The 21,636-nt window shown below is 65.2% G+C and carries 25 protein-coding genes; 12 read left to right on the forward strand and 13 right to left on the reverse strand.

What is annotated here, in order from left to right; genetic code table 11:
• Window positions 1-32 precede the first annotated feature (32 nt).
• From ACP159_RS18345 to ACP159_RS18365, 5 genes are all read right to left on the reverse strand, one after another.
• Window positions 33-1,213, reverse strand: a protein-coding gene (locus ACP159_RS18345) for an IS3 family transposase (protein WP_425098180.1) whose coding sequence is annotated in 2 segments (ribosomal slippage) — window positions 33-916 and window positions 916-1,213 — 1,182 coding nt in all. Because the reading frame shifts where the segments join, the coding sequence is not laid out codon by codon here.
• A 391-nt stretch (window positions 1,214-1,604) separates the two neighbouring features.
• Window positions 1,605-2,432 (reverse strand): ATP-binding protein, encoded by an 828-nt coding sequence (locus ACP159_RS18350; RefSeq protein WP_425101338.1) that lies wholly within the window; start codon window positions 2,430-2,432, stop codon window positions 1,605-1,607.
• A gap of 17 nt (window positions 2,433-2,449) precedes the next feature.
• Window positions 2,450-3,406, reverse strand: coding sequence for a twin-arginine translocase subunit TatC (gene tatC / locus ACP159_RS18355; RefSeq protein ID WP_425101166.1), 957 nt, complete (start codon window positions 3,404-3,406; stop codon window positions 2,450-2,452).
• On the reverse strand, window positions 3,403-3,885 hold the full coding sequence (gene tatB, locus ACP159_RS18360; RefSeq protein ID WP_425101167.1) for a Sec-independent protein translocase protein TatB: 483 nt from the start codon (window positions 3,883-3,885) through the stop codon (window positions 3,403-3,405). The genes tatC and tatB overlap by 4 nt, the downstream gene beginning before the upstream one ends.
• A 6-nt stretch (window positions 3,886-3,891) precedes the next feature.
• Complete coding sequence (locus tag ACP159_RS18365; RefSeq protein WP_425101168.1) at window positions 3,892-4,107, reverse strand: twin-arginine translocase TatA/TatE family subunit; 216 nt, start codon at window positions 4,105-4,107, stop codon at window positions 3,892-3,894.
• Window positions 4,108-4,286: 179 nt separating this feature from the next.
• On the opposite strand from ACP159_RS18365, the gene ACP159_RS18370 reads away from it, so the two are divergent.
• Window positions 4,287-4,958, forward strand: coding sequence for a helix-turn-helix transcriptional regulator (locus ACP159_RS18370; RefSeq protein WP_425101169.1), 672 nt, complete (start codon window positions 4,287-4,289; stop codon window positions 4,956-4,958).
• Here the strand turns inward: ACP159_RS18370 and ACP159_RS18375 are convergent.
• The gene (locus tag ACP159_RS18375; RefSeq protein ID WP_425101170.1) at window positions 4,949-5,620 is read right to left on the reverse strand and encodes an HAD hydrolase-like protein; all 672 of its coding nucleotides are present in this window, start codon (window positions 5,618-5,620) and stop codon (window positions 4,949-4,951) included. The genes ACP159_RS18370 and ACP159_RS18375 overlap by 10 nt on opposite strands.
• 129 nt (window positions 5,621-5,749) lie before the next feature.
• Between ACP159_RS18375 and glmU the strand changes: the two genes are divergently transcribed.
• From glmU to ACP159_RS18390, 3 genes are all read left to right on the forward strand, one after another.
• The gene (gene glmU / locus ACP159_RS18380; protein ID WP_425101171.1) at window positions 5,750-7,105 is read left to right on the forward strand and encodes a bifunctional UDP-N-acetylglucosamine diphosphorylase/glucosamine-1-phosphate N-acetyltransferase GlmU; all 1,356 of its coding nucleotides are present in this window, start codon (window positions 5,750-5,752) and stop codon (window positions 7,103-7,105) included.
• A complete protein-coding gene (gene glmS, locus ACP159_RS18385) occupies window positions 7,105-8,922 on the forward strand; it encodes a glutamine--fructose-6-phosphate transaminase (isomerizing) (RefSeq protein WP_425101172.1) in 1,818 nt (605 codons plus the stop codon). The genes glmU and glmS overlap by 1 nt, the downstream gene beginning before the upstream one ends.
• Before the next feature lie 84 nt (window positions 8,923-9,006).
• The gene (locus ACP159_RS18390) at window positions 9,007-9,672 is read left to right on the forward strand and encodes a DNA alkylation repair protein (RefSeq protein WP_425101339.1); all 666 of its coding nucleotides are present in this window, start codon (window positions 9,007-9,009) and stop codon (window positions 9,670-9,672) included.
• A gap of 136 nt (window positions 9,673-9,808) precedes the next feature.
• On the opposite strand, the gene ACP159_RS18395 is transcribed toward ACP159_RS18390, so the two are convergent.
• Genes ACP159_RS18395 through ACP159_RS18405 form a run of 3 tightly spaced genes read right to left on the reverse strand, consistent with a single transcriptional unit; the run spans window position 9,809 to window position 11,127 of the window.
• On the reverse strand, window positions 9,809-10,261 hold the full coding sequence (locus ACP159_RS18395; RefSeq protein ID WP_425101173.1) for a DedA family protein: 453 nt from the start codon (window positions 10,259-10,261) through the stop codon (window positions 9,809-9,811).
• A complete protein-coding gene (locus ACP159_RS18400; protein WP_425101174.1) occupies window positions 10,254-10,598 on the reverse strand; it encodes a hypothetical protein in 345 nt (114 codons plus the stop codon). Before ACP159_RS18400 ends, ACP159_RS18395 begins: the two co-directional genes overlap by 8 nt.
• Window positions 10,599-10,617: 19 nt before the next feature.
• Window positions 10,618-11,127, reverse strand: coding sequence for a hypothetical protein (locus tag ACP159_RS18405; RefSeq protein WP_425101175.1), 510 nt, complete (start codon window positions 11,125-11,127; stop codon window positions 10,618-10,620).
• Window positions 11,128-11,212: 85 nt separating this feature from the next.
• Between ACP159_RS18405 and moaA the strand changes: the two genes are divergently transcribed.
• Window positions 11,213-12,220 carry a GTP 3',8-cyclase MoaA gene (gene moaA, locus ACP159_RS18410; RefSeq protein WP_425101176.1) on the forward strand — a complete coding sequence of 336 codons (1,008 nt, stop codon included), beginning with the start codon at window positions 11,213-11,215 and terminating at the stop codon, window positions 12,218-12,220.
• A gap of 147 nt (window positions 12,221-12,367) precedes the next feature.
• On the opposite strand, the gene ACP159_RS18415 is transcribed toward moaA, so the two are convergent.
• Window positions 12,368-13,432, reverse strand: coding sequence for an anhydro-N-acetylmuramic acid kinase (locus ACP159_RS18415; protein ID WP_425101177.1), 1,065 nt, complete (start codon window positions 13,430-13,432; stop codon window positions 12,368-12,370).
• 113 nt (window positions 13,433-13,545) lie between these two features.
• Between ACP159_RS18415 and tyrS the strand changes: the two genes are divergently transcribed.
• Window positions 13,546-14,796 carry a tyrosine--tRNA ligase gene (tyrS, locus tag ACP159_RS18420; RefSeq protein ID WP_425101178.1) on the forward strand — a complete coding sequence of 417 codons (1,251 nt, stop codon included), beginning with the start codon at window positions 13,546-13,548 and terminating at the stop codon, window positions 14,794-14,796.
• A gap of 53 nt (window positions 14,797-14,849) precedes the next feature.
• Here tyrS and ACP159_RS18425 read toward each other — a convergent pair whose 3' ends face one another.
• Window positions 14,850-15,011 carry a hypothetical protein gene (locus ACP159_RS18425; protein WP_425101179.1) on the reverse strand — a complete coding sequence of 54 codons (162 nt, stop codon included), beginning with the start codon at window positions 15,009-15,011 and terminating at the stop codon, window positions 14,850-14,852.
• Between ACP159_RS18425 and ACP159_RS18430 the strand changes: the two genes are divergently transcribed.
• Entirely contained in the window at window positions 15,010-15,906 is an 897-nt protein-coding gene (locus ACP159_RS18430; protein ID WP_425101180.1) for a GNAT family N-acetyltransferase, read from the forward strand. The genes ACP159_RS18425 and ACP159_RS18430 overlap by 2 nt on opposite strands.
• 56 nt (window positions 15,907-15,962) lie before the next feature.
• Here ACP159_RS18430 and ACP159_RS18435 read toward each other — a convergent pair whose 3' ends face one another.
• Window positions 15,963-16,529, reverse strand: coding sequence for a peptidylprolyl isomerase (locus tag ACP159_RS18435; protein WP_425101181.1), 567 nt, complete (start codon window positions 16,527-16,529; stop codon window positions 15,963-15,965).
• Complete coding sequence (locus ACP159_RS18440) at window positions 16,522-17,028, reverse strand: peptidylprolyl isomerase (protein ID WP_425101182.1); 507 nt, start codon at window positions 17,026-17,028, stop codon at window positions 16,522-16,524. Before ACP159_RS18440 ends, ACP159_RS18435 begins: the two co-directional genes overlap by 8 nt.
• A gap of 127 nt (window positions 17,029-17,155) precedes the next feature.
• Between ACP159_RS18440 and ACP159_RS18445 the strand changes: the two genes are divergently transcribed.
• The 5 genes from ACP159_RS18445 to ACP159_RS18465 all read left to right on the forward strand — a co-directional run bounded on the left by ACP159_RS18445 (window position 17,156) and on the right by ACP159_RS18465 (window position 21,555).
• Window positions 17,156-18,343, forward strand: coding sequence for a phosphoglycerate kinase (locus ACP159_RS18445; protein WP_425101183.1), 1,188 nt, complete (start codon window positions 17,156-17,158; stop codon window positions 18,341-18,343).
• A 189-nt stretch (window positions 18,344-18,532) separates the two neighbouring features.
• A complete protein-coding gene (locus ACP159_RS18450) occupies window positions 18,533-18,835 on the forward strand; it encodes an FtsB family cell division protein (RefSeq protein WP_425101340.1) in 303 nt (100 codons plus the stop codon).
• A 97-nt stretch (window positions 18,836-18,932) separates the two neighbouring features.
• On the forward strand, window positions 18,933-19,931 hold the full coding sequence (pdhA, locus tag ACP159_RS18455) for a pyruvate dehydrogenase (acetyl-transferring) E1 component subunit alpha (RefSeq protein WP_425101184.1): 999 nt from the start codon (window positions 18,933-18,935) through the stop codon (window positions 19,929-19,931).
• Window positions 19,931-21,307: a pyruvate dehydrogenase complex E1 component subunit beta gene (locus ACP159_RS18460; protein ID WP_425101185.1), complete on the forward strand. Its 1,377-nt coding sequence runs from the start codon at window positions 19,931-19,933 to the stop codon at window positions 21,305-21,307. The genes pdhA and ACP159_RS18460 overlap by 1 nt, the downstream gene beginning before the upstream one ends.
• On the forward strand, window positions 21,304-21,555 hold the full coding sequence (locus ACP159_RS18465; RefSeq protein WP_425101186.1) for a hypothetical protein: 252 nt from the start codon (window positions 21,304-21,306) through the stop codon (window positions 21,553-21,555). The genes ACP159_RS18460 and ACP159_RS18465 overlap by 4 nt, the downstream gene beginning before the upstream one ends.
• The last annotated feature ends 81 nt before the right edge of the window (window positions 21,556-21,636 follow it).

Raw genomic sequence — 21,636 nt, forward strand, 5'->3', positions numbered from 1 at the left:
CTCCCCATCTTTTGGCCAGTTTCCGGGGTGGTTTAAGCTACTCTCTGCCCCTGCTGGTCGGTTTCGATCTGGTTGAAGTAGACCACGGCGGGCGGCTGTCCGCCATGGGCGGCGTGAGGCCGCTGGTGGTTGTAGAAGGTGATCCATTGGCCAACCCCGGCCTTCGCCTGCGAGCCCGTCTCCCAGGCGTGCAGATAGACGCACTCATACTTCAGGGACCGCCAGAGGCGTTCGATGAAGATGTTGTCGAGACACCGGCCCTTGCCGTCCATCGAGATCCGGGTGCCGATCCGTTTCAGCCGGTCGGTCCAGGCGAAGGACGTGAACTGCGACCCCTGATCGGTATTCATGATCTCGGGCGGGCCGAAGCGGTGGACCGCCTCGTTCAGCGCCTCGACGCAGAAGTCGGCTTCGAGCGTGTTCGAGATGCGCCAAGTCAGCACCTTGCGGGTGAACCAGTCCATGATGGCAACCAGGTAGAGGAAGCCCCGCCGCATCGGAAGGTACGTGATGTCGGCGCACCAGACCTGGTTGGGCCGTTCCACCCGCAGGCCACCCAACAGGTAGGGGTAGGTTTTGTGCCCCTTGGCCGGTTTGCTGGTGTTCGGCTTCTGATAAATCGGCATCAAACGCATGAGCCGCATCAGCCGCCGGATACGCTTCACGTTCACAGCGTGGCCCTCGTTCTGCAGGTGCCAGGTCATTTGTTGGACGCCGTAGAACGGGGTTTCGAGGAACTGCCGGTCGATCAGTTGCATGAGCGCCAGGTTCACTGCGGTCTCGCCCAGCGGTGCGTAGTAGAACGACGACCGCGAGATCGACAGCAGGCGGCATTGCGCCCCGACCGACAGCGTGGGGTGAGAGCGTTCGATCATCCCGCGCCTCACTTGCCGGTCCAAGGCTTGAGCTTTCTGGACAAAAAATCGTTGGCGACGGCCAGTTCCCCGATCTTGGCGTGAAGCGACCGCACCGTCTCCTCGTCGACCTCGGCCTTCTTCTTCCCGCCGCGCTCGAAAATGTCAGATGCGCCTTCAAGCAGCGCGCTCGCCATTGTTCTTGAACCAATGGCGCACAATGGCTCGCTCCACTGATGGATCATGGTCGGATGCACGCCGTATTCCGCGGCCAGCTCCGACACCGTGCGCTCGCCCTTCAGGGCTTCCAGCGCCACGCGAGCCTTGAAGCCCGCGTCATGGTTCCTGCGTTTCGACATGTTCTGATCTCCTCGTTCTTAGAGACCAGCAGACGTCAGATAGTAGCTTCCGTCACTGTCCGATTTTCGGGGAGGAGCTCAGCTTTCGAGACCATCAACACAGTATTTGATTGGTTGCCACTCGACTATACCGAGACGTCTAACGTCTTCAGTTCGCAAGAAAAGAGTATCATCTCAGAGTTTGTTCGGCTTGTTGAAGCAGCCTCTGACGCAACTACCGAAGACACTTGGGACGTCGAGTGGTTCAAGTCCTCAAAGGAGTGGGTGCAACTTTCTGCCTTCGCGAATGTTTCGGTGCCGCTGTTGCTTGAGCGCGGCCGCTTCTCAGAGGAAACAGAGGAGTCCCATTTGGGTTGATGGTAGGTTTGGGCTCAAAGCCTACCTCCACCCCTCAGCTGAGGCTCACGCCCTTCCGACCCGCCAGATCGGTGAAGAACTGCCAGGCAACCCGGCCCGAGCGTGCACCCCGCGTGGCCTGCCATTCGATGGCCTCCGCCCGCATTTCCTCCGCATCCACCGGCACGCCATAGGCGGCGCAATAGCCGCGGATCATGGCGAGGTATTCGTCCTGCGAGCAGGGATGGAAGCCGAGCCAGAGGCCGAAGCGGTCGGACAGGGAGACCTTCTCCTCCACCGCCTCGGACGGGTTGATCGCCGTCGAACGCTCGTTCTCGATCATGTCGCGGGGCATCAGGTGGCGGCGGTTGGAGGTGGCGTAGAGCACCACGTTGTCCGGGCGCCCCTCCACCCCGCCGTCGAGGATCGCCTTCAGGCTCTTGTAGTTCTGATCATCGTGGCTGAACGAGAGGTCGTCGCAGAACAGCACGAAGCGCTCCTGTGCCCCGCGCAGATGGCCCAGAAGGCGGCCAACGGAGGAGAGGTCCTCGCGCTGGATTTCCACCAGCTTGAGGTTCAGCCCCTCCCCGCAGATGGTGCCATGCACCGCCTTTACGAGACTGGACTTGCCGGTGCCGCGCGAGCCCCAGAGCAGCGCGTTGTTGGCCGGCAGGCCGCGCGCGAACTGGCGCGTGTTGGCGAGCAGCGTGTCGCGCGACCGTTCGATTCCCACCAGAAGCGCCAGCTCGACCCGGTTGACCTGCGGCACAGGCACCAGCCGGTCCGGCTCCGTATGCCAGACGAAGGCCTCCGCGCTGGCGAAATCGGGCGCGTCCAGCGGCGGCGGGGACATGCGTTCCAGCGCCGCTGCAATGCGTTCCATCGGATCGGAGAGGATCGTCACTTGTCGTCGTCCTTGTCGAACTCGGCCATCAGCGGGTCCTCCGCTTCATCATCCTCGAACCACAGGCCCTGCGCGCGCAGCTCCTTCTCGCGCTTCTTCTCGGTCAATCGCACGAGGAGAATGGAGACTTCGTACAGGCCGTAGACCACGGTGAACAGGATCAGCTGCGTCGTCACATCCGGCGGCGTCACCACGGCAGCGAGGATCAGGATGCCGACCATGGCATATTTGCGCACCGAGCCGAGACCCGCCGCGCTGACCAGCCCGGCCTTGCCCATCAAGGTGAGCAAGACCGGCAACTGGAAGCACAGGCCAAAGGCGATGATGAATTTCAGCGTGATATCAAGGCTTTCGTTCACCTTCCCGAAGAAGGTGATGCGGATGCCTTCGGTGGTTTCCGGCACGATGGCCACGTCGGTCGGCAGGCCGGTGCCCGCGGGCATGGCCGCCCCCGTGGCATCCCCCGCCGCATTCAGCAGGTTCGCGAAGATCGACGAAATGTCCGCAAAGCCGAGGAAGAAGGCCATGGCGAGCGGCGTCACCACGAAATGCGCGAAGCTCGCACCCAGCAGGAACATGAAGGGCGAGGCGATCAGGAACGGCAGGAACGCGCCCTTTTCGGACTTGTAGAGCCCCGGCGCCACGAACCGCCACAGCTGGTAGGAGATCACCGGGAAGGCCAGCGCAAAGCCGAAGACCATGGAGATGCGGAACAGCGTGAACAGGTATTCCTGCGGCGAGGTGTACTGCATCGTCGGAGAGGGATCGCCAAGCTCGCGCAGCGTCGCCTCGATTGGGCCGAGCAGGAACTGCAGGATCGGCTCGGCCACGGTGAAGGCCAGCACCATGCCCACGACGAACGCCAGCACGCAGCGGATCAGCCGCGTGCGCAATTCGGCGAGGTGTTCGATCAGCGGGGCGGAGCTGTCCTCGAGCTCGTCATTGGCGCTCATGCTTGTCCCTTGTCACTCTCGCCCGGCACATCGGGCGGCAGGTCATGCGGATCGGCGGCGAGCGATTTCTCCAGCTCCTCCGCCTTGCGCGCCGCCTCTTCCGCCTCGCGCTGCTTGCGTTCGGCGGCCTTGCGGGCGGCGTTGGCCTCGATCTTGCGTTTGGCCTCCTCGCGTTCCTTCGCGAGCTTGTCGGTTTCGCTGTCCTCGGTGAAGGACGTCATCGACTTTGCCGCATCCTTGACGCCATCCATGGCGCTGCCCACCGGGTTGGTGGCGGTTCGAATCGTCTTGTGGATGTCCTTCACACCGGCATCGTCCGCCGCCTGGTTCATGGCGGTGGTGAACTCGCGGGCCATGCCCCGGGCCTTGCCCATGAACCGGCCGGCGCTGCGGAACAGCTTGGGCAGGTCCTTCGGGCCGACGACGATCAGCGCGACCGTCCCGATGACCAGCATTTCGCTCATGCCGATGTCGAGCATGACTGCTTACACCTTGTCTTTTTCGTCCTCGGGAGTGACGTCCCTGGCGGAAGCCGCCTTGTCGTCCTCGATCTCCTGCTTGCCCTCGTCGACGCCCTTCTTGAAGGCGGTGATGCCCTTGCCGACCTCGCCCATGAGGCTGGAAATCTTGCCGCGCCCGAACAGCACGAGAACGACGACGGCGATCAGAAGAAGGCCGGGAAGGCCGATGTTGTTGAGCATGGCTCCACTCCTTGTGTCAGCAGGCCCCGCCGGGGACCCGTGCGAAAACTGGTGCTGGCCTTCTATGCCTTCCCGGACCGGGGGAAAAGCACCAAAACCGCGCCGGACCCGGGTTGTTTTGTCACCTTCTTGTCAGTTGTCAGGATTTTGTCAGTATAGGCCGACGGGAGAGCGGAAAAATGAATCGCAAGGACCGGCTTTACGCCCTGATGGAGCGCCTGCGCGACGGGCAATTGCACACCGCGGAGGCGATGGCGCAGGACCTTGGCGTCTCGATCCGCACGATCTACCGCGACATGGAGGTGCTCGCCGCCTCCGGGGTGCCGGTCGAAGGGGCGCGCGGCTACGGCTACACCGCCCGTGCCGCCGTCACCCTGCCGCCGCTGAACCTGACGGAGGCCGAACTCGACGCGCTGCACATCGCGCTCGCGGCCCTCGCGGCCTCGCAACTGGACGAGCACGCCCATGCCGCCCGCAGTCTCGCCGCCAAGATCGACGCCGTCCTGCCCGAGGAATCCGGCAAGCCGATGGCCCCCTTCGGCTTCGCCACGGACGCTTTTGCCAATGCAGCAAAGGGCTTCGCCCATATGCCCGCGATCCGCGCCGCGATCCGGGCGCGCCAGAAGCTGCGTGTGAGTTTGGCCGGGCGGGCCCACGACATTCGCCCGCTGCTGCTCGATTACTGGGGCCGGGTCTGGACCTGCGTGTGCTGGGACGAGACCACCGGCGCGTTTCACCGCTTTGCCCTCGAGCGGATCGAGAGCCTGTCGCCCCTGCCCGGCCTGTTCGTGGACGAGCCGGGCAAACGCCTGTCAGACTGGCAGACCTCCGCCCGGGGCGCTCAGGGCTGACCGATCAGGCGCACGACTTCGCCGTGCAATTCGCCGAAATGGGTGATGACCGCCTCCGGCGCCAGCGCCCGCACCGCCTCGCCCGCCGGCGAGAAGGAGACGAGTATCGACGGCACCCCGGCCGCCGCGCTGGTCTTGCGGTCCGTGTCGCTGTCCCCGACCAGCAGCGACGCCTCGCGCCGCCCGCCGCAGCCATCCACAGCAGCCCAGTAGTGCAGCGGATCGGGCTTCTTCACCGGCAGTGTATCGGCCCCGATCAACGATCCGAACAGGTCCCGGACACCCAGTGTTTTCAACAGGATATCCGCCAGATTTTCGGTCTTGTTGGTACAGACGCCTACCGCGTAACCGGCCTCGATCAGCCCTTCCACGGCGGCGACGGCGCCGGGATAGAGCGCGGTGTGCGTGGCCACGTTCTCGCCGTAGACCTCCAGCAGGCGCGGATACCACGCCATCACCCGCGCCTGATCCGGACGGCCCAGCCGCGTCAGCCCCTCCGCCAGCATCACCCGCCCGCCGCGCAGGGCCAGCTCGCGGTCGGTCTCGGTCGAGAGGCGCACCGCCTCGCCCATTTCCGCGAAACAGCGGTTCGCGGCGGCCAGAAGGTCGAGACTGGTGTCCGCCAGTGTCCCGTCGAGGTCGAAAATCACGCAAGGTTTCATGCACTGTCCTGCCATATCTGGTGACAGCCCCCTGTCACATCCCGAAATCAAGCGTGAAAAGCCCTTGCTTGCCCCGCCGCGAGAACCGGATAAAACGGGGCCAAGAGAAAAACAAACAGGAAAGAGGCCATGAGCACCGCCCTCATCATTCTTGCCGCGGGCAAGGGCACGCGGATGGAATCCGACCTGCCCAAGGTCCTGCACCGGATCGCCCACGCCCCGATGCTCTGGCATGCCATGCGGGCGGGCCTCGCGGTCGACCCGGAGGAAACCGTCGTTGTCGCCGGCCACGAGGCGGCGCAGGTCGAAGCCTCCGCCAAGGATTTCGACCCGCAGGTGAAGGTGGTGATCCAAGCCGAGCAACTCGGCACCGGCCACGCCGTCGCGCAGGCGAAGAACGCCCTGCAAGGCTTTGACGGCAATGCGATTGTCCTCTACGGCGACACACCGTTCATCTCCGAGGACACGCTTCTGGCGATGCTGGCTGCCCGCAAGACGCACGACATCGTGGTGCTCGGATTCGAAGCCGCCGACCCGGGCCGCTACGGACGTCTCCTCTGTTCCGGAGAAACGCTGGAGCGGATCGTCGAGTTCAAGGATGCAACGGATGAAGAACGCGCCATAACCCTCTGTAACTCTGGGGTTATCTGCGCGGATTCGACTGTTCTGTTCAATCTCGTCGACGCCGTGGGTAACGACAATGCCAGCGGCGAGTATTACCTGACCGACATCGTCGCCATCGCCCGCGCCCGCGGCCTCTCCGCCACGGTGGTCCGTTGCGACGAACGCGAGACGCTGGGTGTGAACTCCCGCGCGGAACTGGCTGTTGCAGAATGGCTTTTCCAGAAAAACCGCCGCGCCGAACTGATGGCGGACGGCGTGAGCATGGCGGCTCCCGACACGGTGTACCTCGCCTGGGACACGGTGATCGGCCGCGACAGCGAGATCGAGCCGAACGTGGTTTTCGGCCCCGGTGTGACCGTCGAGAACGAGGTCCGCATCCGCGCCTTCTCCCATCTCGAAGGCGCGCATGTCAGCCGCGGCAGCATCGTTGGCCCCTTCGCCCGCCTGCGTCCCGGAGCGGAGTTGGGCGAGAACGTGCATGTGGGCAATTTCGTCGAAGTGAAGAATGCCGTCCTGCATGAGGGGGTCAAGGCCAACCATCTGACATACCTCGGAGATGCGGACATCGGCGCCCGCACGAACATCGGCGCGGGTACCATCACCTGCAACTACGACGGGGTGTTCAAACACCGCACGGTGATTGGCGCGGATGCGTTCATCGGATCGGATACCATGTTGGTAGCCCCGGTCACTCTGGGCGACGGCGCCATGACCGCGTCCGGCTCCACGATCACCGAAGATGTGCCCGCCGCGGCGCTCGCCGTGGCCCGGGCCAGGCAGGAAAACAAGCCCGGGCTCGCCAAAAAATTGTTCGATATGTTGAAGGCCCGCAAGGCAAAGATGGTTAAAGGGGCGTCATAATGTGCGGTATTGTCGGAATCCTTGGAAAACACGAGGTGGCGCCCAGCCTGGTCGAGGCGCTGCGCCGTCTGGAGTATCGCGGCTATGACAGCGCGGGCATAGCCACCATCAACAACGGCCATCTCGACCGCCGGCGGGCCGTGGGCAAGCTGGTGAACCTCTCGGACCTGCTGGTGCACGACCCGCTTCCCGGCAAATCCGGCATCGGACACACCCGCTGGGCCACGCATGGTGCGCCGTCCGAGAACAATGCCCACCCACACAAGGCCGGGCCGGTGGCCGTGGTGCACAATGGCATTATCGAGAATTACAAGGAGCTTAGGGCCGAGCTGGCGCGGTCCGGGATCACCCCGCAGACAGAGACCGATACCGAAACCGTCGCGCTCATGGCACAGCACCTGCTGGACAAGGGGCTGGCACCGGTCGAGGCGGCCATGCAGACTGTGGACAAGCTCGACGGGGCTTTTGCCCTGGTGTTTCTGTTCGATGGCGAAAGCGACCTCCTCGTCGCCGCCCGCAAGGGCTCGCCACTCGCCATCGGTCATGGCGACGGCGAGATGTTCGTCGGCTCCGACGCCATCGCCCTTGCTCCGCTGACCGACCGGATCACCTATCTGGAAGAAGGCGACCGCGCGGTTGTCACGCGCGAAGGTGCCGTGATTACAGATGCTTATGCGCGGCGTGTGAACCGCGACCAGAAAACCATCCGGATGGATGCCGCGCGCGTCGACAAGGCCGGGTACAAGCACTTCATGGCCAAGGAGATCGCCGAACAGCCGGCAGTCCTGTCCGGGGCGCTCTCCGCCTACCTGACCCAGGACGGCATCGCCCTGCCCGAACCCGGCCTCGATTTCGCGAAGGTCGAGCGCCTCGTGATGGTTGCCTGCGGCACGGCGTTCTACGCCTGCCTGACCGCGAAGTACTGGTTCGAGCGGCTGGCGGGCATCCCGGTAGAGGTCGATATCGCCTCCGAGTTCCGATACCGCGAGCCGCCGATCGGCAAAGGCACCGTCGCGCTCTTCGTGAGCCAGTCCGGCGAGACGGCCGACACGCTCGCAGCGCTGCGCTACTGCAAGGAAAAGGCGGACAAAATCGTCTCCGTCGTCAATGTCGAGACGTCCTCCATCGCCCGCGAGAGCGACCTTGCGCTGCCGATCCACGCCGGGGCGGAAATCGGCGTCGCCTCGACCAAGGCCTTCACCTGCCAGCTCAACGTGCTGCTGATGCTCGCGCTGAAGGCCGCCGAGGTGAAGGGCCAGATGACCGATGCGGCGGTGCGCGACGCCCTGACCGCGCTGCGGGCGCTGCCCGGCGTGTTCAACATTGCGCTCGACCAGGACCAGGTCATCGCCGACACCGCGATGCAGATCGCCGAAGCCCGGGACGTCCTCTTCCTTGGGCGTGGACTGATGTATCCAATCGCTCTTGAAGGCGCATTGAAACTCAAGGAAATCAGCTACATCCACGCCGAAGCGTATGCATCGGGCGAACTCAAGCACGGCCCCATCGCGCTGATCGACAAATCCGTTCCGGTTGTCGTCATGGCACCGCGCGACTCGCTGTTCGACAAGACCGTGTCGAACATGCAGGAGGTCATCGCCCGCGGCGGCAAGGTCGTGCTGATCACCGACGCGAAGGGCGCCAGGGCGGCGGGCGAGGATGTCTGGCAGGTCGTGACCCTGCCCGAGGTGACGGAGATCCTGACACCGCTGCTCTATGCCCTGCCCGCGCAACTGCTGGCCTACCATGCGGCAATCGCCAAGGGCACGGACGTGGACCAGCCCCGGAACCTCGCGAAATCCGTGACGGTGGAATAGCGGTTCTGCCCCTGTTTCCGGCGGCCAATCCGACGGAAACTGTTGAAATATAGAACAAAGGACGGCAGCGCGGTGGATCTGGATATGGCACTGGCGGCCTTGCGGGCCGAGGCGGATGCGGAGCGTGCGGCGGGGAGTGCGGCCTATCACAAGGCGGATCGGGTCTACCTCGGGGTGCCGAATCCGGTCTTGAACGACCTCACGACGCGCTGGCGGCAGGAGATGCCGGTCGAAGCACGCGTGGCGCTGGCAGACGCACTCTGGCAGACCGACATTCACGAGGCCCGGATCGCCGCGGCGAAGCTGTTGACGCAGGCCCGGATGCGGCCCGACGACGCCGCCTGGGCGCTTATCCTGACCTGGGTGCCGCAGTTCGACGCCTGGGCCATTGCCGACCACGCCTGTTCCGCCGGGGCGCGGAGGCTGCAGGCCGAGCCGTCGCGGATCGACACCGTCGAAGGCTGGACCACCTCCGGCCGTCTTTGGACAAAGCGGGCCGCAATGGTGATGACCCTGCCCTGGACCAAGCAGAATTTCCCGTCAGATCAGGATCTTGCGATCCGCGAACGCGTTCTGGGCTGGGCGGCCGACTACACCGCCGATGCGGCGTGGTTCATTCAGAAGGCCGTGGCCTGGTGGCTGCGCGACCTGTCGAAACATGACCCGGACCGGGTGCGGGCCTTCCTAGCGGAGCATGGCCCGCGGATGAAGGCCTTCGCGCGAAAGGAGGCTGGCAAGTTCCTCAATTGACGGAATTTTCCCGCGCCTTGAACAGGTATCGACCAAGCAGCACCGTCACCAGCAGCGCCGCAAGGAGGCCGATCAGGTCCGAGGCGATCTGGGCCACCTGCGCGATCTGGCTGGCAAAGACGAAGCCGAGGCCGGTCTAGATCAGCACCCAGACCGATTCGCCGCTGACGCTGCCCGCGGTGAAGCGCCGCCAGTCCAGCCCCATCGCGCCCCCGATGAAGTTCACGTAAGGTCCCAGCGGGCTGAACAGCCAGCGGGTGAGGAAGACCGAGACCACCCCGCGCTCGGTGATCATCCGCCGTGCCCTTGCGATCAAGCCGGCGCTGCGCTCGTGTGTCTCCAACCGTGCAATCAGCGGCGTTCCGCCTTTCCGGCCAAGGAGATAGCCGGTCTGATCCCCGGCCAGCGCACCGCCAAGGGCGGAGGCCAGAACGGTGAGCAGGGCAAGATCGTCCGAGGCGGCGAAAGCGCCGCCCGCAAGCATCAGCAGGGACGACGGCACCGGGATCGCAAGGCAGGACAGAAAGGTGACCGCCATGAGAATCCAGCCGCCATAGACGGGCACGAGCGCAAGCAGCGTGTCAGTCATGCGGCTGCGCCCTGTGGTCCGTGATGGCGGAATAGAGCGCCTGCTTGAGCGCCTCGACAGGCACACCGCGGGCCTTCGCGAGTTCATCAAGCGTCTGGCCCGGTTGGAAGGTCTCCTTGGTGAAGCCGAGCGCATCGCCGACAAGCTGATTGGGCACGTGCCAGGAATGCGCCACGTAGCCCGGGGTCATCCAACCAGCGATGGTTTCGTCCCGGTGGGCCGGGTCCGCCCAGTACAGGCCGTGCAGCACGAGGCGCACGCCGAACACCACGCTCAGCACCAGCGCGAGTGCAAAAATCCCTGTCAGAACAGGGCGTTTGCGGAAACGTCTCGACACGGAGGCGACCATGGTGCCGTCAGCCCCCGGAATAGACCTCAAGGGTCGGCAGATCCGTCAGCGGGGCTTCGAGCAGGCGCATGGCGGCGAGCGAGATCCGGCTGCCGGCGGTGGCGGGACCGTCGATCGGGATCAGCTCGACCTGCGCCGACTTGCCGTTCGCCGAATAGACCACGCGGCCCATCGTGGGTGCGCTGACCAGAGGGGTTTCGAGCCAGAACCCCGGCCTTGCCACGTCGCCAAGCGAGGCCACCGTGGTGCCAAGGCTGACCTCGCCCGCCGGTTCCGGCGCGGCGGCGGCGGCGGCGCGTTCCTCGGCGGAGGTGGTGTCGAACTGCTCGGCGGTGCGGGCCGAGGCTGGCGGAGGCGGAGCGGCGGCTTCGGGGCGTGACTGCGGCCGCGTCTGTCCGTCGGCATTGGCCGCCGCCGGGGCGGCGTCAGGTCTGCCTTTGAAAAACCCTTTGAAACCGTCTCCCGACCCGCAGGCGGCGAGGCCGAGGGCCATGGCTGTCATCAGAACTGCTCTCATACACGCACCTTACGACCTTGGTCGCTCCCTGACAATTTCGCTGTTTCCCTTGCTCAAATACCCGCCGAAGCATAGGTTTGCCAGCATGACTGCGCCCCTGATCGACCCGTTTCATCGCCCGATTTCCTATCTTCGGGTTTCCGTCACCGACCGGTGCGATTTCCGCTGCGTGTACTGCATGTCGGAAAACATGACCTTCCTGCCGAAGAAGGAACTCCTGACGCTGGAGGAACTGGACCGCATGTGTTCCACCTTCGTGGGTTTGGGCGTGCAGAAGCTGCGTATCACCGGAGGCGAGCCGCTGGTGCGGCGGGACATCCTGACATTTTTCCGCTCCATGACGCGCCACCTCGACTCCGGAGCGCTCAAGGAACTGACGCTGACCACGAACGGCTCGCAGCTGGAACGCTTCGCCGGGGACCTGGCCGAGGCGGGCGTGCGCCGCGTCAATGTCTCGCTCGACACGCTGGACGAGAAGAAATTCGCCGACATCACCCGCTGGGGCCGCCTGCCGCAGGTGCTGCGCGGGATCGACGCGGCGCAGAAGGCGGGCCTCAGGATCAAGATCAACGCCGTTGCACTGAAAGGCTTCAACGAGGACGAGTTGTTCACCATGGCCGAATGGTGCGCCGAACGGGACATGGACCTGACCTGGATCGAGGTCATGCCCATGGGCGACATCGGCAACGAACAGCGGCTGGACCAATACTGGAAGCTGACGGACCTGCGGGCGCGTCTGGCGGAGCGCTACACGCTGACCGACCTGCCGGAAAGCACCGGCGGTCCGGCGCGGTATGTGCGACTGGAGGAAACCGGGCAGAAGATCGGCTTCATCACGCCGCTGTCGCACAATTTCTGCGAAAGCTGCAACCGGGTGCGGCTGACCTGCACCGGGGAGCTTTACATGTGCCTCGGACAGGAGGACATGGCCGACCTGCGCGCGCCTCTGCGCAACCATCCGGGCAACGACACCGCGCTGGAAGAGGCGATCCGGGCGGCGATCCGGCTGAAGCCGAAAGGGCATGATTTCGACTATTCCCGGCAGGACGTCGAAGGCCGCGTCTCGCGGCACATGAGCCACACCGGCGGGTAACGTTTCGCAAAAGGAGCGCCTTGCGGCGCGCTTTGCCGGTTCCGGGGGCAAGCCCCCGGTTGCCCCCGGATGGGGCTTCGCCCCAAACCCCGAGTATTTGCAAAGAGAAGAAACGGGGGACCGTTTCGACACCCGCTTCGGTCGCTGTCAGGCCTGATCCGGACGGCTGATCCGTCCGCCGCCGACCGGGGCGGCCACGCCGGTGGTCATCGGCGCGGAGGTGGGCAGGCCGCGCAGCACCCGGACCGCGAGAAAGGCGAAGGCCTGCGCTTCGAGCATGTCGCCGTCGAGGCCGACCGCCTCCACCGGCTCCACCGGGCAGTCGAGACCCGCAGCCAGCATGCGCATCATCACCGGGTTGTGCCTGCCGCCGCCGGTCACCAGAAGGCGGCTCGGCAGGGTCGGGCAATGCTCCATGCCCTGCATCACCGCGGCGGCGGCCATCGCCGTCATGGTCGCCGCGGCGTCGGCATCGTTCAACTCCCGCACGAGGTCCAGCATCAGGGAAAAGTCGTCCCGGTCCAAGGACTTGGGCGGTATCTTGCGGAAGTATCCTTCTTCGAGGAAAAGCTCCAACGCGCCTTCCTCGACGCGGCCCTTCATCGCCAACGCTCCGTCCCGGTCGCAGTCGAGCCCCAGCCGTTGTTGCACCAGATCGTTTATCGGTGCATTGGCCGGGCCGGTGTCGAAGGCAAGCAGCGCGCCATCGTCCTGCGGATTTGCCTTTGCCGGATCGAGCCAGGTCAGGTTGCCGACGCCGCCGAGGTTGAGGAAGGCGACGGGCTGCGACGCTCCGAACCATTTGGCGCAGGCGAAATGGAAGAACGGGGCAAGCGGCGCGCCCTGCCCGCCCAGTGCGACGTCCGTCGACCGGAAGTCCCAGACGACCGGCGTGCCCAGGGCTTCGGCCAGTGCGTCGCCGTCTCCCATCTGATGGGTGCCGCGCCCTGCCGGGTCATGTGCGAGCGTCTGGCCGTGAAAGCCGATCACCTCTGCCCCATCGAACTCCGCCAGGATCTCGCGATGGGCTTCGAAAGAAACCCCCGGTGCCTCGCCGAGATCGTCGCCAGGCCAGCGCCCAAGTGCCCCACGCAAGGCGGCCCGCTCAACATCGGTATAAGCCCGGTAAGCGCTTGCTCCGAAGTCGAAAATCGTCTCGCCATCCGTGCGCAGCATCGCCGCGTCGACGCCGTCCAGCGAGGTGCCCGACATGGCGCCCAATGCCCTGACCGGACCGCTTGGCCGGCCGTGCTGCAACTTGCCCTTCACCTTCGCTCTTCCGCCTCTTATAGGTGCCTCGCGTACCCGTATACGAGAGGCACCCCATGACCTACCATCCCAAATCGGATTTCATGTCGATCATGATGCAGCGCGGCTACCTTGCCGATTGCACCGATTATCAGGGCCTCGATGAGGCGCTGAGCAAGGGGTGCGTGCCGGCCTACATCGGCTTCGACGCCACGGCGAAGTCGCTGCATGTGGGCAGTCTCATCCAGATCATGATGCTGCGATGGCTGCAGAAGACCGGGCATCAGCCGATCACCCTGATGGGCGGGGGCACCACGAAGGTGGGCGATCCGTCGTTTCGCGCCGACGAGCGGCCCTTGCTGACGGCGGAACAAATCGACGCCAACATCGACGGCATCAAGCAGGTCTTTGCCAAGTATCTCGACTATGACCGGGCGGATAATCCGGCACTGATGCTGAACAATGCCGAGTGGCTGGATGGTTTGAACTACCTCGAATTCCTGCGCGACATCGGGCGGCATTTCTCCGTCAACCGGATGTTGGCGTTCGAGAGCGTGAAGTCGCGGCTCGACCGGGAGCAGTCGCTGTCGTTCCTCGAGTTCAACTACATGATCCTGCAAGCCTATGATTTCCTTGAGCTGAACCGCCGATATGGCTGTTTGCTCCAGATGGGCGGCAGCGATCAGTGGGGCAATATCGTCAACGGCATCGACCTGACACGCCGGGTTCTCGATCACGAAATCTATGGCCTGACCTCGCCGCTGCTGACCACTTCGGACGGCAAGAAGATGGGCAAGACGGCGGATGGCGCGGTCTGGCTCAATGCGGACATGCGCTCGCCCTACGAGTTCTGGCAGTTCTGGCGCAACACGACGGATGCGGACGTGGGGCGGTTCCTGAAGCTCTATACCGAGATCGACGTGGCGGAATGCGATCGTTTGGGCGCATTGGCCGGATCGGAGATCAACGAGGCGAAAATCGTGCTGGCGAATGCGGTGACCACGCTCTGCCACGGTGTGGACGCGGCGGCAGCGGCGGAGGCCACGGCGCGGGAGGTCTTTGAAAAGGGCGGCGTGGGTGACGATCTGCCGACGCTGGAACTGACCGCGGACGAGGTCGCGGGCGGGATTTCCATCGTTCAGGTGATCGTGCGGGCCGGACTGGCCAAGTCCGGCAAGGAGGCGAAGCGCCTGATCGCGGAGAACGGCGCGCGCTTGGACGACGCGCCGCTGACGGACGCGGGGCTTGTTCTGGACGCGGGAGCGCTTGCCGCGCCGATCAAGCTCAGCGCGGGCAAGAAGCGTCACGCGCTGGTCAAGCTCGGCTGAACCGGCCCGCTCCGGAAAGGAATTGCGCCGCCTCCCGGGGCGGCGTTTTCACGTCATAGTGCGATCTCCAGCAGGGCCAGCAGCGCCAGCGGTACGGACAGGGACAACGCCAGCAGCAGGGCTGCGCCGGAGGTTGGTCGGGGGCGTGGGGCCATGGCTTTTTCCATGCCGCCATTAAGCACATGGAAAGTTTCCATGGCGTAAATGGGTGGCATGACCGGATTGCCCTGCCCCCTGCCCCAATCCACCGAATTTGCCCGCGCCTGCGAGGCGATGGGCTTGCCGATCCGGCGGATGCAGCAGGAAAGCGGCGGCGCGGTGCGTCTGCACTGGCAGGTGCAGTCACGCAAGCTGCCCATGCTGGGCCGGGTCGACCTGATCTCGCGCGGGCCGGTTGCTCTGGAGACGGCGGATCTGCTGGATTGGCTGTCCCGGTTCCAGCGCTGGCAGGACGGTCGGCCGCTTCTTCTCAACAACGACGGACTGCCGGTGGAGCGCCTGCTGGGCGCCGGGTTCTGGCCTTTGATGACGGCCGCGACGCTGGCGATGCTGCCGCTGGGCGATACCGCGCAGATGCGTTCACGGCTCGACCAGAAGTGGCGCAACCGCCTGAGCAAGGCGGAGAAATCCGGGTTGAAGGTCACCCGGCATCCGCTGACGAAAGGGCACTGGCTGCTTGCGGCGGAGGCCCGTCAGGCGAAGGCGCGGGGCTACCGCAGTCTGCCGGCGGAGGTCTCGCTCGCCTTCGCCCATGCCAACCCCGGCAAGGCGCAGCTTTGGGAGGTGCGGCAATGGGGCGAGCCGCTGGCGGCGGTGCTGATGCTGCGACATGGGGCGATGGCAACCTGGCAGATGGGGCATGTCACGCCGGAGGGGCGGAAGGCGAACGCCATGAACCTCGCCCTCTTCACGGCGATGAAAGCGCTGGCGGATCAAGGACATACGCTACTCGATCTTGGCACGATCAACACCCAGGACGCGGTAGGTCTCGCCCATTTCAAGCTTGGAACCGGGGCGAGCCCCCATCGGCTCGGCGGGACCTGGCTGCATTTCGGGGCCCTGGCCGCGATCGTGCGACGCCTGCCGGTGCCGCTGCGGCTGGCGGCATGAAAAAGGGGCGACGCCCCGCGGCCCCGCCCCCTACGCTCACGCAATGGCGTGAAAATTCACTCGGTGACGGTGACCTTCACCATGCGGTCCGGCTCCCCGAAGACCTCGCCGTTGCGGCCTTCGCCGCGCTTGATGGCGTCGACCACCTCCATGCCGGATGTGACTTCGCCGACGACCGTGTACTGGCCGTTCAGGAACGGACCGGGCTCGAACATGATGAAGAACTGCGAGTTGGCGCTGTCGGGCGACTGCGAGCGGGCCATGCCCACGATGCCGCGCTCGAAGGACTTGTCGGAAAACTCCGCCTTCAGGTCCGCACGCTCGGAGCCGCCGCGGCCCGCCATGCGCATGTCGAAGTCCTCGGCCTCCGCATCGCCGAACCGGACGTCGCCGGTCTGGGCCATGAAGCCTTCGATGACCCGGTGAAAGACGACGTTGTCATACTCGCCCGCCTCGGCCAGAGCCTTGATCTGGGCGACATGGCCGGGGGCGACATCTTCGAACAGGTCGACATGCACGATGCCGTTGGCACCCTCGCCCGCGATCTCGATATCGAGACCCGTGGCCAGCGCCGGGGCCGTCATCAGCGCGAGGAACGCGCCGGAAACCAGCAGCTTACGCATCGGCGGCCACCTTGACGGAGATCATCGTGTCCGGGTTCGCGGGCGGCTCGCCGCGCGTGATGGCATCGACGTGCTCCATGCCGGAGATCACCTGCCCGTAGACGGTGTACTGGCCGTTGAGGAAGTCGTTGTCCTTGAAATTGATGAAGAACTGCGAATTGGCCGAGTTCGGGTTCTGCGAGCGGGCGGCGCCCAGCGTGCCCCGGGCGTGCGGGATGCGGGAGAATTCGGCAGGCAGGTCCGGCAGGTCCGAGCCGCCGGTCCCGGCGCGGCGGATGTTGAAGCCGTCGTTCATGTTGCCATGCTCGACATCGCCGGTCTGGGCCATGAAACCGTCGATCACCCGGTGAAAGACCACGCCGTCGTACTTGCCCGCACGCGCCAGTTCCTTCATGCGTTCCACGTGCTTGGGCGCCACGTCCGGCATCAGTTCAATCGTGACGGTGCCACCTTTCAGCTCCATGAGGATGGTGTTCTCGGGGTCCTTGATCTCGGCCATGGCCTTGCTCCCTTTCGGATTTGCTTTGACGACAGGACTTAATCGCCTGAGGCCCGCTTGCCAAGACGCCGTTGACGCCCCGGCGATGAAAGGGCAGACAGCGATGGGACAAATGTGGGAGAGCACCATGGCCTGGAAAACCCTCGACGAGATGGATCTGGACGGAAAACGGGTCCTGACCCGCGTCGACATCAACGTGCCGGTCGAGAACGGCGAAGTGACGGACACCACCCGGATCGAGCGCATCTGCGCCACCGTGCAGGACATTCTGAACCGGGGCGGAAAGCCGGTGCTGCTGGCGCACTTCGGACGGCCCAAGGGGGAGCGGCGCGAGGACATGAGCCTGCAGATGCTGATCCCCGCGCTGGAAGCGGTGATGGGCGTGCCGGTGGTGTTTGCCGCCGATTGCGTCGGGCCGGCTGCGGCGGCGGTGGTCGACGCGCTGGAGCCGGGACAGGTGGCGCTGCTCGAAAACACGCGCTTCCACAAGGGCGAAGAGAAGAACGACCCGGAGCTGGCCGCCGAAATGGCGAAGCTGGGCGACATCTACTGCAACGACGCGTTTTCCGCCGCGCACCGGGCGCATGCCTCGACCGAGGGGCTGGCACGGCTGCTGCCGTCCTGCGCCGGGCGGTTGATGCAGGCGGAACTGTCGGCGTTGGAGAGCGCCCTTGGAAACCCGGAACGCCCGGTGCTGGCGGTGGTTGGCGGGGCGAAGGTCTCGACCAAGCTCGACCTGCTGGGCAACCTCGTGGAAAAGGTCGACATGCTGGTGATTGGCGGCGGCATGGCGAACACCTTCCTCGCGGCACAGGGGATGTCCGTGGGCGCCTCGCTCTGCGAGCACGAGATGGCGCCGACCGCGCGGGAGATCCTGGAGAAGGCGCAGGCCGCCGGCTGCGAGATCCTGCTGCCGACGGACGTGGTGGTTGCCCGCGAGTTCAAGGCCGGTGCGGAGAACGAGACGGTTGCCGCGAACGCCTGCCCGGAGGACGCGATGATCCTCGACGCGGGCCCCGAGAGCGTGGAGGCCATCAAGGAGGCCATCGGCAAGGCGAAGACGTTGATCTGGAACGGCCCGCTCGGCGCTTTCGAGATCGAGCCGTTCGACACGGCCACCAACGCGGCGGCCCGCTATGCGGCCAAGCTGAGCGCCGACAGCCAGCTGGTTTCGGTGGCAGGCGGCGGTGACACGGTTGCGGCGCTGAACAAGTCAGGCGCGGCGGCGGATTTCACCTATATCTCCACCGCCGGGGGCGCGTTCCTCGAATGGATGGAAGGCAAGGAGCTGCCCGGCGTCGCGGCCCTCGGGTGAGGATAATTTTAGACTAAAATTATCCTCACGGTTCAGCCCGCCTGCGCGCGAATCGGCAGGAATGCAACGGTCGCGCGGCGTTTTCCGCCGCGGCGACTCAGGACTTTTCCGGAGCCTTGCCCCATGCCAGACTCCATCCACCGCCCGGCAAGAGGCGGCTTCGCAGAGCAGTTCAAACAGGTGACCCCGATGACGCACAGGCGCGCGCGACCGACTCTTGGCACGCTCATCTTCTTTGCCGTCGCACTCAGCCTCTCCGCCTATTTCACCTTCGCCGCCGTGCAGGGCGATTTCGGCCTGTTCCGCCGCGCCGAAATCTCCGTCGAAGCGCATGAATTGCAGGGTGAACTGGCGCATCTCAGGGAGGACGTCAGCCGCATGGAGAACCTCACGCACCGGCTCTCGGACGAGTATCTCGACCTCGACCTCCTCGACCAGCAGGCCCGCGACACCCTCGGCATGATCCGCGCCGACGAGATCGTGGTGAACTGACCTCCCGGCCCGTCGTCGGACTTTACTCGCCCCAACCGCCCCGCTACGCTCGAACCAAACCGTTCAAGGTTAAACAAAAGTCCGGGGAGGAGTGCGCATGGCGACGCGCAAGACGACGGCCAGGCCGAACGTGTCGGCAGAGGAATTGCTCAGCTATTACCGCGACATGCTGCTCATCCGCCGCTTCGAGGAGAAGGCCGGACAGCTTTACGGCATGGGCCTGATCGGTGGCTTCTGTCACCTCTACATCGGCCAGGAAGCGGTTGTCGTCGGGCTGGAGGCCGCCTGCGAGGAGGGTGACAAGCGCATCACCTCCTATCGTGACCACGGCCATATGCTCGCCTGCGGCATGGACCCGAACGGCGTCATGGCGGAGTTGACCGGGCGGATCGGCGGCTACTCCAAGGGCAAGGGCGGCTCCATGCACATGTTCAGCCGTGAGAAGCATTTCTACGGCGGCCACGGCATCGTCGGCGCACAGGTGCCGCTCGGCGCGGGCCTTGCCTTTGCCGACAAGTACAAGGACAACGGCCGCGTCACCTTCACCTATTTCGGCGATGGCGCGGCCAACCAGGGTCAGGTTTACGAGACCTTCAACATGGCCGCCCTCTGGTCCCTGCCCGTGGTATTCGTCATCGAAAACAACCAGTACGCCATGGGTACGGCGCAGAAACGCTCCACCTCCACGCCCGAACTCTACACCCGCGGCACCGCCTTCGGCATCCCCGGCGAGATCGTCGACGGCATGGACGTGCTGGCGGTCAAGGCGGCCGGCGAGACGGCGGTGAAGCACTGCCGCGCGGGCAAGGGCCCGTACATCCTCGAGATCAAGACCTACCGCTATCGCGGCCACTCCATGTCCGATCCGGCCAAGTACCGGACCCGCGAGGAGGTGCAGAAGATGCGCGAGGAACGCGATCCCATCGACCACGTCCGCGAATTGCTCCTGCAGGGCAAGCACGCCTCGGAGGAGGATCTGAAAGGGATCGACAAGGAGATCAAGAAGATCGTGAACGACAGCGCGGACTTCGCCCGGGAAAGCCCGGAGCCGGACCTTGATGAGCTTTGGACCGACATCTATGCGGAGGCTCAGTGATGGCAACCGAAATCCTGATGCCCGCGCTGTCTCCCACGATGGAGGAAGGCACCCTGGCCAAATGGCTGGTCAAGGAGGGCGACACGGTCCAGTCCGGTGACGTGATCGCGGAGATCGAGACCGACAAGGCGACGATGGAGTTCGAGGCGGTGGACGAAGGCATCGTCGGCAAGATCCTGATTCCCGAGGGCACGGCGGACGTGAAGGTGAACACCCCCATCGCGGTGCTGGTCGAAGAGGGCGAAAGCGTCGCGGATGCCAAACCGACCGGCCCGGCGCAGCAGCCCGTCCCGGCGGACAAGACCCTGACGTCCGAGGATCAGCCCGCCGCCGCGAAGACGCACCCCGCCCCAGCCCCGGCCAAGGCGGAGGCCCCCTGGCCCGATGGAACGAAGACGAAGAAGCAGACCGTCCGCGAGGCGCTCCGTGATGCCATGGCCGAAGAAATGCGCGCCAACCCGGACGTCTTCCTCATGGGCGAGGAAGTGGCCGAGTATCAGGGCGCCTACAAGATCAGCCAGGGCCTGCTCGATGAATTCGGCTCGAAGCGCGTGATCGACACGCCGATCACCGAACACGGCTTCGCCGGCATCGGCGTCGGCGCGGCCTTCGGCGGTTTGCGGCCCATTGTCGAGTTCATGACCTTCAACTTCGCCATGCAGGCGATCGACCAGATCATCAACTCGGCGGCGAAGACGCTCTACATGTCCGGCGGCCAGATGGGCTGCCCCATCGTCTTCCGCGGGCCCAACGGCGCGGCGGCCCGTGTCGGCGCCCAGCACTCCCAGGATTACGCCGCTTGGTACGCCCATATCCCGGGGCTGAGGGTCTGCATGCCCTACTCCGCCTCCGACGCGAAGGGCCTCCTGAAGAACGCCATCCGCGATCCGAACCCGGTGATCTTCCTCGAAAACGAGATACTCTACGGGCGCAGCTTCGACGTGCCGCAACTGGACGATTACACCGTTCCCTTCGGCAAGGCCCGCATCTGGCGCGAGGGCACGGACGTCACCCTCGTCAGCTTCGGAATCGGCATGACCTATGCGCTCGAAGCGGCGGAGAAACTGGCCGCCGAGGGGATCAGCGCCGAGGTTATCGACCTGCGCACTCTGCGGCCCATGGACACCGCCACCGTAATCGCCTCGGTTCAGAAGACCAACCGCTGCGTAACCATCGAAGAGGGCTTCCCGGTGGGCGCCATCGGCAACCACATCTCTGCCGTGCTGATGCAGGAGGCCTTCGACTACCTCGACGCGCCGGTCATCAACTGCACCGGCAAGGACGTTCCGATGCCCTACGCCGCGAACCTCGAAAAGCACGCGCTGGTCACCACCGCCGAAGTGATCGAGGCGGTGAAACAGGTCACCTACCGATGAGCACGCTCGAGATGAACGGCCCGGACGGGCGCGGCGGCTATCTGGTGGCGCTGAGCGACGGCGCCACGCAGGGCTTGATCCCGGCGGACCTGCTCTCGGAGCAGACCGGCGGCGGCGCACGCGAAGACGCCGAGGCGTGGATTGCTGCGGAAAGCGCCACCATCGCAGGGGCACTGGAGACCCTGCGGGACGGTGGAACACCCCGCGCTCCGTTCGACCGCATCCGGCTGATTGGCGCCGAGACATGAGCCCCCGGGTCGAGGTCCAGGGCCGCGACGCCGCGCGCGAAGCCTACCGCATCGAGACCGACGCAGGCCGCGCCCTCGTGC

Origin of the sequence: Tropicibacter sp. S64, from assembly GCF_049803835.1 — a bacterium.
Lineage (GTDB): Bacteria > Pseudomonadota > Alphaproteobacteria > Rhodobacterales > Rhodobacteraceae > Pacificoceanicola.

What these genes read in the sequence shown, in the direction of transcription:
- ACP159_RS18415 (WP_425101177.1), bottom strand. Translation starts at nt 13,432, where the DNA reads ATGTCGGGCACCTCGCTGGACGGCGTCGACGCGGCGATGCTGCGCACG.
- ACP159_RS18390 (WP_425101339.1), top strand. Translation starts at nt 9,007, where the DNA reads ATGGCACTGGCGGCCTTGCGGGCCGAGGCGGATGCGGAGCGTGCGGCG.
- tatC (WP_425101166.1), bottom strand. Translation starts at nt 3,406, where the DNA reads ATGAGCGCCAATGACGAGCTCGAGGACAGCTCCGCCCCGCTGATCGAA.
- tyrS (WP_425101178.1), top strand. Translation starts at nt 13,546, where the DNA reads ATGACCTACCATCCCAAATCGGATTTCATGTCGATCATGATGCAGCGC.
- ACP159_RS18405 (WP_425101175.1), bottom strand. Translation starts at nt 11,127, where the DNA reads ATGAGAGCAGTTCTGATGACAGCCATGGCCCTCGGCCTCGCCGCCTGC.
- ACP159_RS18365 (WP_425101168.1), bottom strand. Translation starts at nt 4,107, where the DNA reads ATGCTCAACAACATCGGCCTTCCCGGCCTTCTTCTGATCGCCGTCGTC.
- moaA (WP_425101176.1), top strand. Translation starts at nt 11,213, where the DNA reads ATGACTGCGCCCCTGATCGACCCGTTTCATCGCCCGATTTCCTATCTT.
- ACP159_RS18430 (WP_425101180.1), top strand. Translation starts at nt 15,010, where the DNA reads ATGACCGGATTGCCCTGCCCCCTGCCCCAATCCACCGAATTTGCCCGC.
- pdhA (WP_425101184.1), top strand. Translation starts at nt 18,933, where the DNA reads ATGGCGACGCGCAAGACGACGGCCAGGCCGAACGTGTCGGCAGAGGAA.
- ACP159_RS18445 (WP_425101183.1), top strand. Translation starts at nt 17,156, where the DNA reads ATGGCCTGGAAAACCCTCGACGAGATGGATCTGGACGGAAAACGGGTC.
- ACP159_RS18440 (WP_425101182.1), bottom strand. Translation starts at nt 17,028, where the DNA reads ATGGCCGAGATCAAGGACCCCGAGAACACCATCCTCATGGAGCTGAAA.
- ACP159_RS18465 (WP_425101186.1), top strand. Translation starts at nt 21,304, where the DNA reads ATGAGCACGCTCGAGATGAACGGCCCGGACGGGCGCGGCGGCTATCTG.
- ACP159_RS18450 (WP_425101340.1), top strand. Translation starts at nt 18,533, where the DNA reads ATGACGCACAGGCGCGCGCGACCGACTCTTGGCACGCTCATCTTCTTT.
- tatB (WP_425101167.1), bottom strand. Translation starts at nt 3,885, where the DNA reads ATGCTCGACATCGGCATGAGCGAAATGCTGGTCATCGGGACGGTCGCG.
- ACP159_RS18350 (WP_425101338.1), bottom strand. Translation starts at nt 2,432, where the DNA reads ATGGAACGCATTGCAGCGGCGCTGGAACGCATGTCCCCGCCGCCGCTG.
- ACP159_RS18370 (WP_425101169.1), top strand. Translation starts at nt 4,287, where the DNA reads ATGAATCGCAAGGACCGGCTTTACGCCCTGATGGAGCGCCTGCGCGAC.
- ACP159_RS18460 (WP_425101185.1), top strand. Translation starts at nt 19,931, where the DNA reads ATGGCAACCGAAATCCTGATGCCCGCGCTGTCTCCCACGATGGAGGAA.
- ACP159_RS18375 (WP_425101170.1), bottom strand. Translation starts at nt 5,620, where the DNA reads ATGAAACCTTGCGTGATTTTCGACCTCGACGGGACACTGGCGGACACC.
- ACP159_RS18425 (WP_425101179.1), bottom strand. Translation starts at nt 15,011, where the DNA reads ATGCCACCCATTTACGCCATGGAAACTTTCCATGTGCTTAATGGCGGC.
- glmU (WP_425101171.1), top strand. Translation starts at nt 5,750, where the DNA reads ATGAGCACCGCCCTCATCATTCTTGCCGCGGGCAAGGGCACGCGGATG.
- glmS (WP_425101172.1), top strand. Translation starts at nt 7,105, where the DNA reads ATGTGCGGTATTGTCGGAATCCTTGGAAAACACGAGGTGGCGCCCAGC.
- ACP159_RS18435 (WP_425101181.1), bottom strand. Translation starts at nt 16,529, where the DNA reads ATGCGTAAGCTGCTGGTTTCCGGCGCGTTCCTCGCGCTGATGACGGCC.
- ACP159_RS18395 (WP_425101173.1), bottom strand. Translation starts at nt 10,261, where the DNA reads ATGACTGACACGCTGCTTGCGCTCGTGCCCGTCTATGGCGGCTGGATT.